The organism is Pseudomonas sp. 3MA1, from assembly GCF_029237275.1.
Classification (GTDB): domain Bacteria; phylum Pseudomonadota; class Gammaproteobacteria; order Pseudomonadales; family Pseudomonadaceae; genus Aquipseudomonas; species Aquipseudomonas fluorescens_AP.
Map to the genome: position 1 here is coordinate 759867 of NZ_JAACFX010000003.1, position 18135 is coordinate 778001.

General features: G+C 61.3%; 16 protein-coding genes and 1 pseudogene. 15 read left to right on the forward strand and 2 right to left on the reverse strand.

What is annotated here, in order from left to right; translation table 11 throughout:
* Window positions 1-712 precede the first annotated feature (712 nt).
* Together GWQ44_RS12455 and GWQ44_RS12460 are read right to left on the reverse strand one after the other, a co-directional pair.
* Window positions 713-2050 (reverse strand): SidA/IucD/PvdA family monooxygenase, encoded by a 1338-nt coding sequence (locus GWQ44_RS12455; protein ID WP_016964829.1) that lies wholly within the window; start codon window positions 2048-2050, stop codon window positions 713-715.
* Between the two features lie 150 nt (window positions 2051-2200).
* The gene (locus tag GWQ44_RS12460; protein ID WP_177435152.1) at window positions 2201-2683 is read right to left on the reverse strand and encodes a sigma-70 family RNA polymerase sigma factor; all 483 of its coding nucleotides are present in this window, start codon (window positions 2681-2683) and stop codon (window positions 2201-2203) included.
* A gap of 327 nt (window positions 2684-3010) precedes the next feature.
* Here GWQ44_RS12460 and GWQ44_RS12465 point away from each other — a divergent pair, with 327 nt between their 5' ends.
* The 15 genes and pseudogenes from GWQ44_RS12465 to GWQ44_RS12535 all read left to right on the forward strand — a co-directional run bounded on the left by GWQ44_RS12465 (window position 3011) and on the right by GWQ44_RS12535 (window position 18101).
* On the forward strand, window positions 3011-4183 hold the full coding sequence (locus tag GWQ44_RS12465) for an efflux RND transporter periplasmic adaptor subunit (RefSeq protein WP_103741739.1): 1173 nt from the start codon (window positions 3011-3013) through the stop codon (window positions 4181-4183).
* Complete coding sequence (locus GWQ44_RS12470; RefSeq protein ID WP_275927449.1) at window positions 4184-6157, forward strand: MacB family efflux pump subunit; 1974 nt, start codon at window positions 4184-4186, stop codon at window positions 6155-6157.
* A 7-nt stretch (window positions 6158-6164) separates the two neighbouring features.
* Window positions 6165-7574, forward strand: coding sequence for an efflux transporter outer membrane subunit (locus GWQ44_RS12475; protein WP_275927450.1), 1410 nt, complete (start codon window positions 6165-6167; stop codon window positions 7572-7574).
* 335 nt (window positions 7575-7909) lie between these two features.
* A complete protein-coding gene (locus tag GWQ44_RS12480; RefSeq protein ID WP_047305413.1) occupies window positions 7910-8428 on the forward strand; it encodes an Hcp family type VI secretion system effector in 519 nt (172 codons plus the stop codon).
* A 96-nt stretch (window positions 8429-8524) separates the two neighbouring features.
* The gene (gene tssI / locus GWQ44_RS12485; RefSeq protein WP_275927451.1) at window positions 8525-10585 is read left to right on the forward strand and encodes a type VI secretion system tip protein TssI/VgrG; all 2061 of its coding nucleotides are present in this window, start codon (window positions 8525-8527) and stop codon (window positions 10583-10585) included.
* Entirely contained in the window at window positions 10582-11151 is a 570-nt protein-coding gene (locus GWQ44_RS12490) for a DUF4123 domain-containing protein (protein ID WP_199011536.1), read from the forward strand. Before tssI ends, GWQ44_RS12490 begins: the two co-directional genes overlap by 4 nt.
* Window positions 11148-14036 carry a toxin VasX gene (locus tag GWQ44_RS12495; protein ID WP_275927452.1) on the forward strand — a complete coding sequence of 963 codons (2889 nt, stop codon included), beginning with the start codon at window positions 11148-11150 and terminating at the stop codon, window positions 14034-14036. The genes GWQ44_RS12490 and GWQ44_RS12495 overlap by 4 nt, the downstream gene beginning before the upstream one ends.
* Before the next feature lie 5 nt (window positions 14037-14041).
* Window positions 14042-15028 carry a DUF6708 domain-containing protein gene (locus GWQ44_RS12500; RefSeq protein ID WP_275927453.1) on the forward strand — a complete coding sequence of 329 codons (987 nt, stop codon included), beginning with the start codon at window positions 14042-14044 and terminating at the stop codon, window positions 15026-15028.
* A gap of 179 nt (window positions 15029-15207) precedes the next feature.
* Window positions 15208-15369 (forward strand): hypothetical protein, encoded by a 162-nt coding sequence (locus GWQ44_RS12505; RefSeq protein ID WP_016964822.1) that lies wholly within the window; start codon window positions 15208-15210, stop codon window positions 15367-15369.
* Window positions 15366-15533, forward strand: coding sequence for a hypothetical protein (locus GWQ44_RS12510; RefSeq protein WP_016964821.1), 168 nt, complete (start codon window positions 15366-15368; stop codon window positions 15531-15533). Before GWQ44_RS12505 ends, GWQ44_RS12510 begins: the two co-directional genes overlap by 4 nt.
* Before the next feature lie 43 nt (window positions 15534-15576).
* Window positions 15577-16107, forward strand: a complete 531-nt coding sequence (locus GWQ44_RS12515; protein WP_275927454.1) for a hypothetical protein — start codon at window positions 15577-15579, stop codon at window positions 16105-16107.
* The gene (locus GWQ44_RS12520; RefSeq protein WP_275927455.1) at window positions 16104-17060 is read left to right on the forward strand and encodes a DUF6708 domain-containing protein; all 957 of its coding nucleotides are present in this window, start codon (window positions 16104-16106) and stop codon (window positions 17058-17060) included. The genes GWQ44_RS12515 and GWQ44_RS12520 overlap by 4 nt, the downstream gene beginning before the upstream one ends.
* Before the next feature lie 2 nt (window positions 17061-17062).
* A pseudogene (locus GWQ44_RS12525) lies at window positions 17063-17218 on the forward strand (RND transporter); the annotation flags it as partial.
* 117 nt (window positions 17219-17335) lie between these two features.
* Complete coding sequence (locus GWQ44_RS12530; protein ID WP_275927456.1) at window positions 17336-17635, forward strand: DUF3349 domain-containing protein; 300 nt, start codon at window positions 17336-17338, stop codon at window positions 17633-17635.
* Window positions 17636-17663: 28 nt separating this feature from the next.
* The gene (locus GWQ44_RS12535; protein WP_275927457.1) at window positions 17664-18101 is read left to right on the forward strand and encodes an SMI1/KNR4 family protein; all 438 of its coding nucleotides are present in this window, start codon (window positions 17664-17666) and stop codon (window positions 18099-18101) included.
* The last annotated feature ends 34 nt before the right edge of the window (window positions 18102-18135 follow it).

Here is an 18135-nt window from a genome sequence, read left to right on the forward strand (position 1 = left end):
CAGGGACGTCAGTGAGGCAAGGAAACAGTCGGGCAAGGAAAAAACGGGACAGGGCTCACGCCCGAAGCAATCGCACCGTGAGTGACGGGCGATGTTGCTGACGATGGTGACGCTGGCTGATGTAACCCATGACTGCTCCCCCACAAGGACCGCGCAGGACCACCTCAGGCAGGTACGGCCGGGCATTGCAGGACGCTTGGAGCGCCCACGCACAGCCGGCCCGCAGGTCGCAGGACCCGCGCGTCGATGCCACCACGACGCGGCGCAAGGCCGGACCGGGCGCAAAACAGAGTCATACAGAAGGGGCGTCGGGAGGCGGGCCACAAAAGGGCCGCGATCGGGATGCCGCTTCTCGCTGTACGGCGAGACAACGGCAGAAAAAAGGCTGCGCGTTATCTTGCCGGGACTGCGCCGGTGGTCAAGACCGGCCGACTCCTGTCACTCGAACAAGTACCCACACTGGGTCTCCATTGATTGAAAACGCGCGCAGCTTACGCCGCACCTTTGGCAGAGTAAACCGGGGAAAAACCCTGGCTCGGGGAATTGAAACGTTCTTCAGCCAAGGTTCAGGAATACCTTCGCCGGCACGCTGGCGCCGACAAAAAACACCCGGGATATCCCGGCGGTAGGAGCGGGCTTGCCAGCGAAGACATCCGCAAGAACGCCTTGCCGCCCGACCGCTCCGGCAACGCCAGAGCGACCGGGCCGCCGATCAGCTGGCGGTGGCCAGCAGCAGGTCGCGCGCCGAACGGCTGTGGCCGCGAGTCTTGCCGTGTTCGTACAGCGAGTCGGCGATTTCCTGGGCACGGATCGGCAGCACCGACAGCAGGGTATCGCTCAGGCCGTGGCTGGCCTGGCTGAAGCCCTGCATGTAGATGCCGGCCTTGCAGCGTTGGTCGGTGATCACCCGATAGTTGCGGTCCACTTCGAAGTCGCCCAGGTATTCCTGCAGCGGTGCCAGCAGTTGGCGATGCATCTGCCGCTCGTAGCCGGTCGCCAGGACCACGGCATCGTAATGACGCACTTCGCGCTCGCCCGTGGCGTTGTTGCGCAGGATCAGCTCGATGCCCAGGTCCGTGGCCGTGGCCTGTTCCACCGTGGTCATGGTGCGCAAGCTGTGGCGCGCAACGCCTGAGACTTTCTGCCGGTAGAAGATGCCGTAGATGCGCTCGATCAGGTCGATGTCCACCACCGAGTAATTGGTGTTGTGGTACTCGTTGACCAGACGCTCGCGCTCGTTGCGGGTCTGCTGGAATACCAGGTCGGTGAAAGCCGGGGCGAACACTTCGTTGACGAAGGGGCTGTCATCCGCCGGCTTGAGGGCCGAGCCACGCATGATCAGGTCGGCCTGCGCCGAAGGGAAGCTGTCATTGAGGTCGATGAAGGCTTCCGCCGCGCTCTGCCCGCCACCGATGATCGCGATGCTCATCGGCTGGCCATTGACACAGGGCTGGCTGGCCATGCGCTCCAGATACTGGGAATGGTGGAACACCCGCGCATCGTCCTTGAGCCCCTTGAAGGTCTCCGGAACCCGCGCCGTGCCACCGGCACTGACCACCACCGCACGGGTGGTGCGCACCTGTTCGCTGCCCTGGGCATCCCGGGAAATCACCCGCAGCGCTTCGACCTGCTGGTTGTGCAGCAGCGGCTCGATGGCCAGCACCTCTTCACCGTAGCGACTGTGCTCCTGGAAGTGCCCGGCCACCCAGCGCAGGTAGTCGTTGAACTCCATGCGGCACGGATAGAAGGTGCCCAGGTTGATGAAGTCCACCAGGCGCCCGTGATGCTTGAGGTAGTTGACGAAGGAATAGGGGCTGGTGGGGTTGCGCAGGGTGACCAGGTCCTTGAGGAAGGAAATCTGCAGTTCGCTCTGGGTCACCAGGGTATTGCCGTGCCAGCGATAGTCGGCCTGTTTGTCGAGGAACAGCGCGTCCAGCGGACCCTGCTCCTGCCCGCGCTCTTGCAGCGCAATGGCCAGCGCCAGGTTCGAGGGGCCGAAACCGATACCGATCAGATCGTGAACGTGGGCCGATGCAATTGCCTGTGTCATTTCCAGTGTCCTCTGGATAAACCGCCTCAACGCGGGGGATTAAAGTCTCACGGTGACCCGACTGGCCCATGCAAGGCAGCAGATCGTCTGTTGAGTAGGGACGAGGACAATGAAAAAAAATTTAACTCAATAGGCCGCAACAGCAACGCCTTACTGCGCTTCCCACTGCCGCAGCCGCACCCGGCAATGCTTCATGGCGTTGACGATGTGCTTCTCCACCAGGCTGCGGGAAATCCCCAGCTGCTCGGCGATCTGCGGATGGGACAGGCCTTCGAGCTTGCGCAGCAGAAAGCTCTCGCGACACAGCCGCGGCAGCTCGGCCAGGGCCCGCTGCAGCATCTCCAGGCGCTGGCCGTGGTCCAGGCTGGTCTGCGGTGACGGGTTGAAATAGCGCTCTTCGTTGTCCAGCACCTCCAGGGGCTCGGACTGGCGCAGGGCATTGCGCCGATGGCCATCGACCACCAGGTTCAGCGCCGTGCGATAGAGAAACGCCCGCGGCTGCTCGATGGGGGTATCGCTGGAGCGCTCCAGGACCCGCACATAAGCGTCGTGCACCACGTCCTCGGCCACCTGGCGATTGCCCAGCTTGGCGTTGAGGAAGCACATCAGCTCGCGATAGTAGTTTTCCAACAGGGCTCCCGACCGCCCGCTGGGGCGATTCTGTCCTTGAATAAGGCCGGCAATGGCCGCTTGCACCCGGCAATGGATGATGGCTGTTCAGCGGCAGCGTAATTTATAGTAATTCTCATATAGATTTAAAGTGGCGCATCGCCACAACGCTTCATTTACCAGTCCGGCGACAGCTGTAACTCCATGTGTCGGCAGTTAAATTCACCCTGTGGCCGCTCGTTTACCTGACAGCTCCCCGTCTTCGCCGTTCCTGCGGTGCTCGCAAGCCTCGCGGCCTGCCCCGCGGCCGGCTGCGCTGACGGGCCGATTTCCCCATGGCCGGAACCCTGCATGAAACGTCCCCGACATACCCGGCGCGCCCTGCTGGCAGCGCTGTGCTTGATTCCCGTTGTCGCCATCAGCGCCTGGACCTTCATCCCCCCCGGACGCGACCAACTCGCCACCGTGCAAGTCAGCCGTGGCGATATCGAAAGCAGCGTGACCGCCCTGGGCACCCTGCAACCCAGACGCTACGTGGATGTCGGCGCCCAGGCCTCCGGGCAGATCCGCAAGATCCACGTCGAAGCCGGCGACACGGTCAAGGAAGGCCAGCTGCTGGTGGAAATCGACCCCGCCACCCAGCAGGCCAAGCTCGACGCCAGCCGTTTCTCCATCGAAAACCTGCAGGCCCAGTTGCAGGAGCAATACGCCCAGAACCAGCTGGCCCGGCAGAAATACCAGCGCCAGCAGCACCTCAAGGCCGGTGGCGCCACCCGCGAGGAAGACGTGCAGACCGCCCAGGCCGAACTCAAGGCCACCCAGGCGCGAATCGACATGTACAAGGCGCAGATCCGCCAGGCCCAGGCCAGCCTGCGCAGCGACCAGGCCGAGCTGGGCTACACGCGCATCTACGCCCCCATGTCCGGCACCGTGGTGGCGGTGGACGCCCGCGAAGGCCAGACCCTCAACGCCCAGCAGCAGACGCCGCTGATCCTGCGCATCGCCAAGCTCTCGCCGATGACCGTCTGGGCCGAAGTCTCGGAAGCCGATATCGGCCACGTCAAACCCGGCATGCAGGCCTACTTCACCACCTTGAGCGGCGGCAACCGGCGCTGGACCAGCACCGTTCGGCAGATCCTGCCGATCCCGCCCAAGCCGCTGAACGAAACCAGCCAGGGCGGCGGCAGCCCGGCCAGCACCAGCAAGAGCGGCAGCGGCCGGGTGGTGCTCTACACCGTGCTGCTGGACGTGGACAACGCCGACAACGCGCTGATGGCGGAAATGACCACCCAGGTGTTCTTTGTCGCCAGCCAGGCAAAGAACGTCCTCACCGCGCCCATCGCCGCCCTGCAGGGCAGCAGCGAGCCGGACCGGCAGATGGCCCGGGTGGTGGCCAAGAACGGTTCGATCGAGACCCGCAAGGTCCGGGTCGGCATCAGCGACCGCCTGCGTATCCAGGTGCTGGACGGCCTGAGCGAAGGCGAGCACCTGCTGATCGGCCCGACCAACAGCAGCGGGGGTTGAATGCAGACGCCGCTGATCGACCTCAGAAACATCCGCAAATCCTACGGTGGTGGCGACAGCCCGCAGGTCGATGTCCTGCGCGGCATCGACCTGTCGATCCACGCCGGGGAGTTCGTCGCCATCGTCGGCGCCTCAGGCTCCGGCAAATCGACCCTGATGAACATCCTCGGCTGCCTGGACCGCCCCACCTCCGGCGAGTACCTGTTTGCCGGGGAGAACGTCGCCCAGCTCGACAGCGACGAACTGGCCTGGCTGCGCCGCGAAGCCTTTGGCTTCGTGTTCCAGGGCTACCACCTGATCCCCTCGGCCTCGGCCCAGGAAAACGTCGAAATGCCGGCCATCTACGCCGGCACCCCGACCGCCGAACGCCACGCCCGCGCCGCCGCCCTGCTGGAGCGCCTGGGCCTGGCCAGCCGCAGCGGCAACCGCCCGCACCAGCTGTCCGGCGGCCAGCAGCAACGGGTGTCCATCGCCCGCGCCCTGATGAACGGCGGCCACATCATCCTCGCCGACGAACCCACCGGCGCCCTGGACAGCCACAGCGGCGCCGAAGTCATGGCCCTGCTGGACGAACTGGCCAGCCAGGGCCACGTGGTGATCCTCATCACCCACGACCGTGAAGTGGCGGCCCGGGCCAAGCGCATCATCGAAATCCGCGACGGCGAGATCATCAGCGACACCGCCCACCACGACCCGTCGGTACAGACCAGCGCCAACCCCGGCGCCCTGCAGGCGGTGGACCTGCGCCAGCGCCTGGCCGACGGCAGCGACGCCAGCGGCGCCTGGAAAGGCGAACTGCTGGACGCCGTGCAGGCCGCCTGGCGGGTGATGTGGATCAACCGCTTCCGTACCGCCCTGACCCTGCTGGGGATCGTCATCGGCGTGGCTTCGGTGGTGGTGATGCTGGCGGTGGGCGAAGGCAGCAAGCGCCAGGTGATGGCGCAGATGGGCGCCTTTGGCTCGAACATCCTTTACCTCAGCGGACACGCGCCCAACCCGCGCGCACCGCAAGGCGTCATCAGCCTCGACGACGTCGCCGCCGTGGCCAGCCTGCCCCAGGTCAAGCGCATCATGCCGGTCAACGGCGCCGAAGCCGTGGTGCGTTTCGGCAACGCCGACCACATGAGCTACGTGGGCGGTAACGACACCAACTTTCCGCACATCTTCAACTGGCCGGTGGTCGAAGGCAGCTATTTCACCGAGGCCGACGAACAGGCCGGCGCCGCCGTGGCGGTGATCGGCAAGAAGGTCCGGGAAAAACTGCTCAAGGACGTCGCCAACCCCATCGGCCAGTACATCCTCATCGAAAACGCGCCCTTCCAGGTGGTCGGCGTGCTGATGGGCAAGGGCGCCAGCTCCGGCGACCAGGACAGCGACGATCGCATCGCCGTGCCCTACTCCGCCGCCAGCACCCGCCTGTTCGGCAGCCGCAACCCGGAATACGTGGCCATCGCCGCGGCGGACGCCAGCAAGGTCAAGGAAACCGAACAAGCCATCGACCAACTGATGCTGCGCCTGCACAACGGCCAGCGCGACTATGAGCTGACCAACAACGCGGCGATGATCCAGGCCGAGGCCCGCACCCAGAACACCCTGTCCTTGATGCTCGGCGCCATCGCCGCGATCTCGCTGCTGGTGGGCGGCATCGGGGTGATGAACATCATGCTCATGACCGTGCGCGAACGCACCCGGGAGATCGGCATCCGCATGGCCACCGGAGCTCGCCAGCGCGACATCCTGCGCCAGTTCCTCACCGAAGCGGTGATGCTCTCGGTGGTCGGCGGCCTGACCGGGATCGCCCTGGCCCTGCTGATCGGTGGCGTGCTGATCCTCAGTGAAGTGGCGATCGCCTTCTCCCTGGTCGCCGTGCTCGGCGCCTTCGGCTGCGCCCTGGTCACCGGCGTCATCTTCGGCTTCATGCCGGCCCGCAAAGCTGCCCGGCTCGACCCGGTCACGGCCCTTACCAGTGAATGATCGTTCGATGAAAACACCCTTGAGCCTCCTGGTCGCCTGCCTCCTGCTGGCCGCCTGCAACAGCACCGCACCGCGCCCGGACAGCGGCCTGCAAGCCCCCGCCACCTGGCAAACAGCCGACACCCCCACCGCCCAACCCGACCACCGGCAATGGTGGAGCCAGTTCGCCAGCCCGGACCTGGACCGCCTGATCGCCCAGGCCCGCGATGGCAGCTTCGACCTCGCCGCGGCCATGGCGCGGGTACGCCAGGCCCAGGCCAGCGCGGTGATCGCCGGTGCGCCACTGCTGCCCGAGCTCAAGGGCGGGCTCAACGCCAACCGACAGAAACTGCTGCGCGGCAAGGGCTACAGCCAGTTGGACGCCACCAGCGACAACCAGGCCGTGGACTATTTCGACACCAGCCTCAGCGCCAGCTACGAGATCGACTTCTGGGGCGGCCGCCACGCCGCCCGCGACAGCGCCCTGCTGGGGATCAAGGCCAGCCAGTTCGACCGGGCCACCGTCGAGCTGACCCTGCTCAGCGGCGTCGCCAACAGCTACACCCAGGCCCTGGCGCTGAACGAACAAAGCCGCATCGCCCAACTGAACCTGGACAACGCCCTGAACGTGCTCAAGCTGGTGCAGACCCGCTATGACTCAGGCTCGGCCACGGCCCTGGAACTGGCCCAGCAACGCAGCCTGGTCGCCGCCCAGCAACGCCAGTTGCCACTGCTGCAGCAACAGGCCGAAGAAGCCCGGATCAGCCTCGCCGCCCTGCTCGGACAACCGGTGCAGGGGCTCAGCCTGGGCCACCAGGACTTCGCCCAACTGCAATGGCCGAGCATCAATGCCGGCGTCCCCAGCGACCTGCTGACCCGTCGCCCGGACATTGCCAGCGCCGAAGCCAGACTGGCCGCGGCCCAGGCCGACATCCAAGTGGCGCGCGCAGCGATGCTGCCCAGCGTGACCCTGAGCGCCAGCCTCGGCTCCGGCGCCAGCCACGCCCCGGACCTGCTGCGCAGCCCCTTCTACAACCTCGGCGCCGGGCTGGTGGCGCCAATCTTCAATGCCGGGCGCCTGAGCGCCGAACGGGACAAGGCCACGGCCCGGCAGGAAGAACTGCTGGAAAGCTATCGCGCAGCGATCATCAATGGTTTTGCCGATGTGGAAAAAGCCCTCAACAGCATTCGCGGCCTGGACCAGCAACGCCAGTGGCAGAGCGAGGAGTTGAATCAGGCGCAACGGGCCTTCGCGATCGCCCAGAGCCGCTACCAGGCCGGCGCCGAAGACCTGCTGACGGTGCTGGAAACCCAGCGCACCCTGTACGCCGCCCAGGATCTGAACGTGCAACTGCGGCTGGCGCGGCTGCAATCCAGCATTGCCCTGTACAAGGCCCTGGGTGGCGGCTGGCAGGTGCCAGGACCCGAGGCGCGGTGATAGCAGCCAAACGACTAAACCCCGCCCCCTGTGGATAACCCCGCCACTGCGCAACATGTTGCGCAGCCATCTGTGGATAAACCTGTGCACAGATCGCGATAATGGCCTTGCGGCATGGCCTGCTTCAAGGTGCGCAAGATCTTGCACAGCACTGCGCAACATGTTGCGCACTTTTCCCGGTATTTCCTCGAAAAACGCCGTCGCTCATAGCTGAAAAATCGGTAACTTATTGATTAAAAACAACTAATCAATTGCTGGCACAGACCTTGTACTCACCTCTGCACCCCACGGCCGTCTGGCCGGGGTTTCTTTAGTGATTTGCAAGGAGAGCATGCATGGCAACGCCAGCGTATATGTCCGTCACCGGCACCAAACAGGGGCTGATCACCGCCGGGGCCTTTACCGCCGATTCCGTGGGCAACACCTACCAGGAAGGTCATGAAGACCAGGTCATGGTCCAGGGCTTTCAGCACGAAGTGATCATTCCCCGCGATCCGCAGTCCGGCCAGCCCACCGGTCAGCGCGTGCACAAGCCGGTGATCATCACCAAGGTCTTCGACAAGGCTTCGCCGCTGCTGCTGGCGGCGCTGACCTCGGGCGAGCGCCTGACCGAGATCGTCATCCAGTGGTACCGCACCTCCGCCGCCGGCACCCAGGAGCACTACTACACCACCACCCTTGAGGACGCGATCATCGTCGACATCAAGGACTACATGCACAACTGCCAGGACCCGGGCAACGCTCACTTCACCCACCTGGAAGACGTGCACTTCACCTACCGCAAGATCACCTGGACCCACGAAGTCTCCGGCACTTCCGGTTCCGATGACTGGCGGACCCCGGTCACCGGCTAAGGAAGGCCGCTCGACCCTTACCGCGCCCCGGCCAGCCCCGCTGGCCCGGGCCCTTATTGACTCAGCAGTTGCACTGCCCGCATCGAGGCACAGGGAATGTTCGCCGCCGCCGACCAGACGCATTTCAGCCTGACCCTGGAGGGTCGCCCCCACGACTTTCAAGTGCTCGGCCTGCAGGGCCGGGAGCGCATCAGCCGGCCCTTCGCCTTCGACCTGGAACTGGTCAGCGAACGCTCCAACCTGGACCTGGACGCGCTGCTGCACACCCCGGCCTTCCTGCAACTGGCGGCCGATGGCAGCGGCATTCACGGGCAGATCCAGCGCATCGCCCAAGGCGACCGCGGTCGTCGCCTGACCCACTACCGGATCACCCTCGGCCCGCGCCTGGCCTATCTGGGCCAGCGCATCAACCAACGGATCTTCCAGCACCGGAGCGTGCCGCAGATCATCGCCCAGGTGCTGGAAGAACACGGCATCCTCGGCAACGACTACCACTTCCACCTCGCCGGCTCCTACCCGGAGCGTGAGTACTGCGTGCAGTACGACGAATCGGACCTGCGCTTCATCCAGCGCCTGTGCGAGGAAGAGGGCCTGCACTACCACTTTCAGCACAGCCGCGAAGGGCATCGACTGGTGTTCGGCGAAGACCAGACGGTGTTCCGCAAACTGGCCCCGGTGGCCTACCGGCAAGACTCCGGCCTGGTGGCCAGCGAACCGGTGATCAAGCGCTTCGAGCTGCGCTTCGAGGCGCGCCCCAGCCGCACCACGCGCCGCGACTACGACTTCGAAAAACCGCGCCTGCAGATGCAGGGAGCGGCCAAACCGCAAGAGCCAAAAGCCCAGCCGGACCTTGAAGACTACGCCTACCCCGGACGCTTCACCGACCGCGAGCGCGGCAAGCATCTGGCCAGGCGCGCCCTGGAACGGCACCGCAGCGACTACCGCCAGGCCAGCGGCCACAGCGACCAGCCAAGCCTGCGCAGCGGGCATTTCCTGCCCCTGAGCGGGCACCCCCACCCGGCCTGGAACGACCTGTGGCTACTGACCGAAGTCCTCCACGAAGGCAAACAGCCGCAGGTGCTGGAAGAGTCCATCACCAGCGACACTCGGGCCGGAACAGGCTTTCACCAGGGCTACCGCAACCGCTTCACCGCCACCCCCTGGGAGGTGCCCCATCGCCCGCCCCTGGAACACCCCAAGCCGCGGATTCTCGGCAGCCAGACCGCCAAGGTCACCGGCCCTCGGGACGAGGAAATCCACACCGACGCCCACGGCCGGGTCAAGGTGCAGTTTCACTGGGACCGCGAGGGCCAGGGCAACGACAAGAGCAGCTGCTGGCTACGGGTGTCCTCGGCCTGGGCCGGCGCCTGGTACGGCGCCATCGCCGTCCCCCGGGTCGGCATGGAAGTGCTGGTGACCTTCCTCGAAGGCGACCCCGACCAGCCCCTGATCACCGGCTGCCTGTACCACAAGGAAAACGTCGTCCCCTACCCGCTGCCGCAACACAAGACCCGCAGCACCTTCAAGACCCTGAGCTCCCCTGGTGGCGGCGGCTTCAACGAACTGCGCATCGAAGACAAAAAAGGCGCCGAGCAAATCTTCATCCACGCCCAGCGCGACTGGAACCAGCACATCGAACACGACCAGAAAATCCGCGTCGGCCACCAGCGCCACGACACGCTGGAAGCCAACAGCTACAGCGAATTCAAGGCTGAAGAACACCACACCGTGCATGGCGACCGCAAAGTCGAAGCCCGCGCCAGTGATCACCTGAGCATCGCCGGCAGCCAGCACCTGCAACTGGGCAACGGCCTGTTCATCGAAGCCGGCCAGGAAATCCACCTCGCCAGCGGCCTGAAAGTAGTGCTCGAAGCCGGCAGCGAACTGACCCTCAAGGGCGGCGGCAGCTGGATCAAGATCGACGCCGGCGGCGTGGCCCTCAGCGGCGCCCTGGTCAATAACAACTCCGGCGGCAGCCCGGGCAGTGGCACTGGCGCGACGCCGTTGTTGCCGGGGCCGTTGCAGGCGGCGGATGAAGATAAGCCGGGCATCCCGCTGGAAGCCCTGGTCAAGCAACACCTGGTCTTTCGTCAAGCCAAGGCCGGAGTGTGTGAAGTCTGTGAAGCGGCAAAACGTGCCAGGAAGGCTAGCTCATGAACCCGACACACCACGGTGCGCTGCTGCTCGACGGCGCCTCTCAGGACCATATTCTGGCTTGGCTGTATCAGCATTATCCCAGCCATCAACCGCTGCCACTGTTACTGGAAACCCCCTATGCCGCGCTGCAGGAGTCGGGACCGATTCTGCTCGACGCACCGCGCCACAGCCCCCTGTATGAGGGCTGGAGCAGCGGCGTGACAGAACTGCGCCACGGGTTGTGGTTGGAGGCCCGGTTGCCCGCCGAACAATTGTTTCACTGTCTGCAACGCCGCCTGCAAGTGCGCTCGCCGGACAGCCGTAAATTCTGGTTGCGCCTGGGCGATGCGCGGCCGCTACTGCGGGCCTGGAAGGCCGGAGTCGAATGGCCCCGAGGCTTCTGGCACGGCATCGACGTGCTCTGGATGCGCGACGCACAAGGTCCGATACCCACCTGGCGCAACCACCAACCGGAGTTGGACCTAGTAACCGCTGGTGACAGCTTTGATGCCCATATCACCTTGAGCTGGCCTTTACTAGGCGCCCTCACAGAAGAGCCCGAGCCGTCGCAGGAAACCGATCAATGAACCAGGCCGCACATGCTCCGCAACACTTCAAACCGGCCAGTTGCCCGTTGCTGGCTGCTGTTCTGCCCGTGCGTTATGCCATTGGCCCGGTCACTTCGGAACCGCAGCTCGCCAGCATCGACGCCAGCGCGTTGGGCCTGCAAGCAGTGAGCGGCCAGTTCCCGGAACTGGGGCCCGATCATCCGCCACTGGCCCAGTGGCCCCTGGGGTACGTGCCGCGCCTGCTACGGGACGGTTGGTTGTATGTCTGGCAGGACAGCACTCACCTGCTTAGCGAATACCGGGTCGATAGCACCCTGTTGAGCCAAACACCACGCGGTGGTCCGGTGCTGGAGAAACAAGCCCAGGTCTACCTGCTGCTACCGGCCGGTGCGCCCGCGCAACTGGCCTGGTCGCCGGTACGCTGGAGCGATTCGCAGTTCACTGCCGTCAAGACCCAGGGCAATGTCCGTCAACGTGTCATGCGCAACCTGACGCCCGGTATGGCCCCCGAAAGCGGCTTGTTGTCCAGCACGCGGAAGTTTCTCGGAGACAGTACCCCGGAAAACTTCCGCTGGAGCTATTTGCCAGAACCACAACCCTGGCAATTGAACGACCCGATCCTGCGCCGCATGCAGCGCTGTGAACAACAGCATTACGCAATCGTCGACGATCCCTGGGGAGTACTGATCGATCTGGCCGGCCTGGTACGTGCCCGTAATCTGGCTTTCGACAAGCAAAGTCTGGCGCATCGCGACCGTTGGATGGTCGCCAGCGTGCTCCAAGAACTGAGTGAGCATGACAAACAGCTCAAGGCCAACTTGCCCAGCGACACCGACTACGAAGCCTTGAAACGCACATGGCGCGAGCAGAAACAGGCCGCCGACCAACTCGACTTCGATCGTCGGCGGATCGTCACCTTATGGGCAGACTGGTTTGGCACCCTGGGTCAACAGGGCCCGGCCACCCTGGAAACCGCCTGCGGGCACATGGACATCACCCAGCATGAGGCCCGTGACCTGCTGGAGGCCAGCTTCGCCGCAGCCTGCCTCGGCCCGTCTGCCACGGCCATTGGGGTCCAGGCGCTGCATCAAGCGATGGACCTGGACAACGAAAAGCCGTGGTTGCTCTGGACAGTGCTGGGGCTGCTGCAACGCCTTTCAGGCACTGAAATCAAACAACTGCTGCATATTCCTGAAAACCTCGAACCTGTCGAGCCCACGGCCAAGCGTATGGCCCAAGCCCTGACCCTTGCGGCGTCGTTGAATGCAGGAGCGAGCAGACTGTCGGAACTGCCCTTGGCCAGGCCGACAGAGGCTTTTTTTGCCGCAATGGCCCCGGTGGCTGGCGGCCATCTGAGCAGCCAGGATCAACACGTTAAAAAAGCCTCCATGTCCCTGATGATGGCCATGCTAGCGCGTAGCCAACAAGCGTTAGAAGTCCAGGCCTTGAGCGCAAAACAAAGCATGGCCTGGCTTGACGAACAGCTCGATGGAACACAGAACAAAGCGAAACGCCGACGCCTGAAAAATGAAATCGCCCAACTGAAAGAACAGGAAGCGCGTAAGGCCCGTATTGACAGTAAACCGTCTGGCGACGCGCCGACAGGCAAAGGCCAGCCTTCGGTCATTGCCAAGCAGGTGCAGCAATACCCTCACCTGAACCTCGTCCCGGCAGCACGCCACGGCGTCCCCGCACATCCTGCGCCGGGCTATGGAAGCAGTGCGCCCGCGCCAACGGTAAAAGCGCCTGGACCGGGAGCTGGAAATTTGCCTCCATTGCCCCGAAGTGCGACGAAACTTGATCTGCCGTTGAATGTGCGTGATCTGTTGAATGATTCGCCGTTGAAGGTGTTGATTGCGTTGATTTCGGCTTGGAACTTGAAAGGCAGTCTCAATACCATCATTGAAAATGAAACATATAAAAATAGATTAGCCGCAACAAATGCCGTTGTAATATTTGGAACTGCTGTCTCAGCAGTTTTGCAACACACTGCCGAAGTCCGATGGGAGAGTTTTTCAGGAACATCAAACAGGGTAAATCCTGAATCTCAAAAGCTGCTTGAGAGGGCACTAAAAATTGGCGCAGGTGTGATGATCGCTCAAGCGGCATCTGCTGGAGTTGATGCGATCGTCTACGGCTGGGATGCATTGGACTCTTATAGATCAGGAGATCTAGATACGGCATCAATTAACTTGGGTCTGAGCACTGCTAGTCTTGGTTATATGCGGGTTTCGGTGCAAATGTTCCGTGCACTGCGAGTCGCCCGTGCTGCAGTCGTAATGGGTAGCTCCGTAGCATTGGGACGAGGTGTCTCGGTAGTGCCTGTACCGCTTGTGGCACAAGCAGCCGGACTGGTTATTACCATATTTGGTGGCCTGTTAACCCGAATGTATACCAAGGACAGTCCCCTGGAGACTTGGGTCAAACAAACCTGCTTCGGAATTCGGCCAGCCGAATGGTCAGGGCGCTATGAAGACACAATGAAAGCCTACTATCAGGCTGTAGCTCCAGTAACAATGCAGTTACAGCGCTGGACCGATATCAACCCGGTAAGTGGTGAATGGGTCGATGAAGTTCGATTAGTTATTTTGTTGGAGGGCCAAACACGTTATCAACAAGGCATGGTGAGTTTTAGCGGGACTGAGGACTGGATTCAAGAACGGCCTCTAATGGACTTCAGCCCACCTCGTAAACTCTCTCTTCCTTTGGAATGGGGTGAAGAGGACCCCAATCCCTTAAAGCTGGAATCCGGCAGTCGAATCCTCAGAGAGCCAGGCGTACTACGTCTTAGCGCCGCCTATCATCAGAGCGATACGCTAAAACTCTTTCGCATCCATGGAACATTGATTTATCAACCTTCCGAAGGTTTGTATCTACCTTCGATCGAAATTGATTTGAGTTGATCCTAATGAGTATCAATAAGTTATTGGCCCTGCTAGCAGAAAAACCAACCAAAAATAATTTGCATACTATATTGCACTCAGATAAACCAACGGGCCAACCACCGATGAGTTTATTCGATATTGAAGAGCAAAATGAACAATATCTGGCTTTAACTAATGGGGCGGGTTTGTACAAGGGTGCGCTAACAGGAATACTTGCAGGAATGGCAGGCGTAATGTTTTTGTTTGTCTCTCTATATTTTTTGTGGGACGGGAGATATCAATCCGCATTGGAGAACTTTCTAATCGCGGCAGCTTTTTTTATAGTGCCTTTTATTTGTGAGGTGCTCAGCCCAATGCCTCCGCCAATATTATTTAATCGACGCACTCGAGAAGTATACTTCCAGCACGACGACGAGTTATTCCACTCCCCATGGGACGGTATAGCTGCGATGGCTTATGAGTTTCAAATGGTGGGCCCGTATACAGGAGGGACACGGAATGCATCATTGGAAGTTTTGATTCAAAGTCTTGACAACCCGGACAAGCAGTTTTTACTTAGCCTTGGCCTGCCAATGGGGAAAAGCCTAGATCTGCAAGAAAGTTTTTGGGAATACTTACGATCCTATATGAACAACGGACCATGGTTCGATGAACAGGGGAATCACAGTGAGTCCGATGCTTTTATCAAGAGTCAGTTAGCAATGGCAGAAAGTACGGAAAGTCTCTTCAGGAACAGCTGGAAGCGAATTATCAAAGAATATAGAGCTGCCGGCGGAAAGAATTTTCTCGAATTTTCTGATTTGATTTTACTGGTTGGTGGAGCCATCTTATGGCCGACTCATACTATTCAAGACTTTACCTGTCGCATTGCCAAACTTCGTAGTCGGAAACGATGGCCAAAACTGGTGATGGAACGTTTAGAGCCAAATGGCCCTACCACTCGACTCATCGATATCGAACAAAAAAAGAATCTTGAACAGCAACGCCAATCGCCTGAAAAGCCAGATTGAATCGCCAGCTCCGGCGTCACTGTTGTCGGGGGCGCTTCTACAACAACGCCTCAAGGAACACCTGCCTCTGGTGGAGCTGTACCAGAAGCCCAAGGGCGGCACGCCCATGCAGTTATCAATGGTGGAAGCGGCAGCGCGACCTGTCATTCACCCAAGCGAGTGAGTACCTGGAGCAGGGCATGGATCTGGGCTTCGTACAGGCCGAGGAACTGCAGCGTTTTCTCGACCTGCGGCTGCGCTATGCCCACCACGACCTGCCGCGTCTGGCTTCACACACCAGCAATGAGGACCGCCTGGAACTGTTACGTCGGCATTGGCAAGACAAGGAGTCACTGACATGAGCGCATCCATCGGTAGCCTGAGCCCGGGCCCAGCCTGCGAAGCCGGCAAACTGATCGTCCAGGTGATCGGCAAGGATCACCCTGAGAGCCAGAAGCTGGTGCTGCTGGAGTCATCGCCGAGCCGCAACCAACCAGAGTATCGATCCGCAAACCCAACTCAATGAACTCAACCTGCTATTTACCCTGCTATACCAGCCTCGCCTGGGGATGGAAACGCGCCAAGTCAGAATCAGCGGCGCGTTGGGCGACACCATTACCCAGGACGGCATCTCCCGGCTCACCATCGACCTGCCCGGCGCGGCTCCCGAGTCGACGGAAGTCGATCTGGCCATGAGCGGCAACCCCACTCCTTACACGGCCCACTTCAACACCGGCACCCAAGGCACATCGATCGACCTGGGAGCAGACTGGTTGCGGGCCAGCAAATGCCAATGGATTCCTGCCGATGAAGGTCAGGGGTTGCGTCTGACGGCCAGCTTTCCACGATCCCTGACCCGCCTCTCCTTGCGCATCCGCTATCACAACCCCATGGCCTTGCTGGCTGGGGGCGGTGCAACCATCGGCGGCCCAAAGGGCATGGCCTATGTGCTGGCACCCAATGGCGGGCTATTGAGTCCGGACGGTGAAATCATCACCTTGCGTCCTGGCGAACCGACTCCAGAGCTGGATCGCGCCGCTATTTACCGGCTGGGCGCCGGCCAGCCTCTCAACTATCTGGATCCCAAGGAACGGGCATGACTTCAAGCACACCACGTGGCCGACAAGGTTTTCTTTCAAGAGAGGACTATCTGGCACCACCGGCCATCCCCACCGGTCAATCACCCAAGGATGTGCTCAACACCATCTGGCGCAAGAACGATGTATTTCTGGATATCGGCTCTTACAGCATTGGCTCGTTCGTGATGGTGCTCTGGCCATCAGTGTTAACAGCGCTATTAATACTGTGGAACATGGGGGGAGCTGGAGGAGAAAACCTAGGACTGACTATTATTTTCTCGTTCATGCTCGGTATTCCGATCCTCATCCTTCTATATGGCCTGACCAAATCGGTCCCTCTACCTGTCCGCTTCAACCGCCAACGCCGCGAAGTCTGTGTGCCCTTTGCCGACGGTCGTTACTGGATCGTGCCGTGGGAACAAGTCACCGCCCAGGCCATCGCCATGTCTTCCGTTGGGCAACACGGCAAAACCACTCAAGGGCTGCTGGTGGTGGGCTTTCGCAATCCCGATCCCGACGCTCCGGAAAAGGAACGCGACTTCAGCCTGGGGTTTAGCTGTGGCGGCGGGGAAACAGCCATGAGCCTGTGGGAATGCATGCGCAGTTATATGGAGATCGGGCCGGATGCAGTCCCGCGTGATGGTGATCTGGAGGACTTAAGGGGAAAGCTTGGAAAAGAGGGGGTTTTCTGGGGCTCGTTGTGGGGATTCGTGACGGAGATTCGCGATCACCTGCTCGCTAAGGAGTTTGGCCAAGCTCTTTGGTTTTTCGTCTCCATTTTTATTTTTGGCACTCCGCTGATCATGATGGTTCAGGCTTGGAAGCTTTCTCCTCCTCCTGATCTGACCAACCCCGCGATCATCGAATGGTCCAAACCACTGCCGCCCGAACAATGGGCCCGCCGCTCTGCTGAGTTGGAACAGGCTATCGACCGACAAGAACAGGCGCTGCAAGAAAGTGCGACAAGCTCATGACGGCTTCCCACCAGGCCGGCGCCGAAGAGCTGCTGACCATGCTGGAAACCCGGCGCACCCTGTAAGCCGCCCAGGATCAGAACGTGCAACTGCGGCTGTCACGGCTGCAGTCCAGCATTGCCCTGTACAAGGCCCTGGGTGGCGGCTGGAATCAATGAATCACCAAAGGCTCGCATGGCCAGCGGTATCACCACTGGCCATCGTCGCAGCGACGGCCAGGGCGCTGATGACCTAGAATCGTCCGACCACCCACAGACGCGAGCAACGCCCCCACCATGCCCCTCGGAACCGAGCTGGACGCCTCCCTGGCAGACGTACTGTCGATGCTGAAAAGAGCATTCCCGAACGGAGTCAGCCCAACCGATTACCGCCCTCTTCTGGCAGCGCTATATGAACATCTGTCAGATCGAAACCTGGCGAATGTCATCTCACAGCTCACCCACAAGGACCCGGATCTGATCCTCAACGAGATCTACGAGGCCGTGACCAGCAAGAAACCGAAAGCTCAGGAGATAGCAGCGCTAACTCGGCTCCTGAACCATCACGGAGCGCCTGAAACCCTGGCCGACACCTGATGCCTCGCCCCTCAAGAAGACCAGGACAATGAACTTCAGTGAATTTGAACAACTGCTGGATGCCAAGAAGAACCTCCATCCGATCTGGTTTGAGCTCCCTTCGGACAGCGCCGCCACCGAGGAGGACATCACCGAGGCTCAAAATGACTTGGCGCTGCAACTTCCTGTCGAGTACAGCCAGTTCCTGCAGAAATATGGGGGCGGCTACTTTGCCTTCGCAATCGTCTACTCACTGGACAGAGACAGCGATTTCAACCTGGCCAGAATCAATCGACAACACCCACTGATTGGCCAGTGCCACCTGTTGTTCTCAGATAACGGCTGCGGCGACTTCTACGGATTCCGGATTGAAAATAACCAATGCCTGGCAGAGGTGTGCTTCTTCGATCATGAAACCCAGGCATGGCAGCAGACTGGATACACAGAACTGTTCAGCTTCCTGGCCGAGGTGGCCCTTTCGATCTGAACACCCCTAGCAACGACCTCCAGATTCGAAGTTC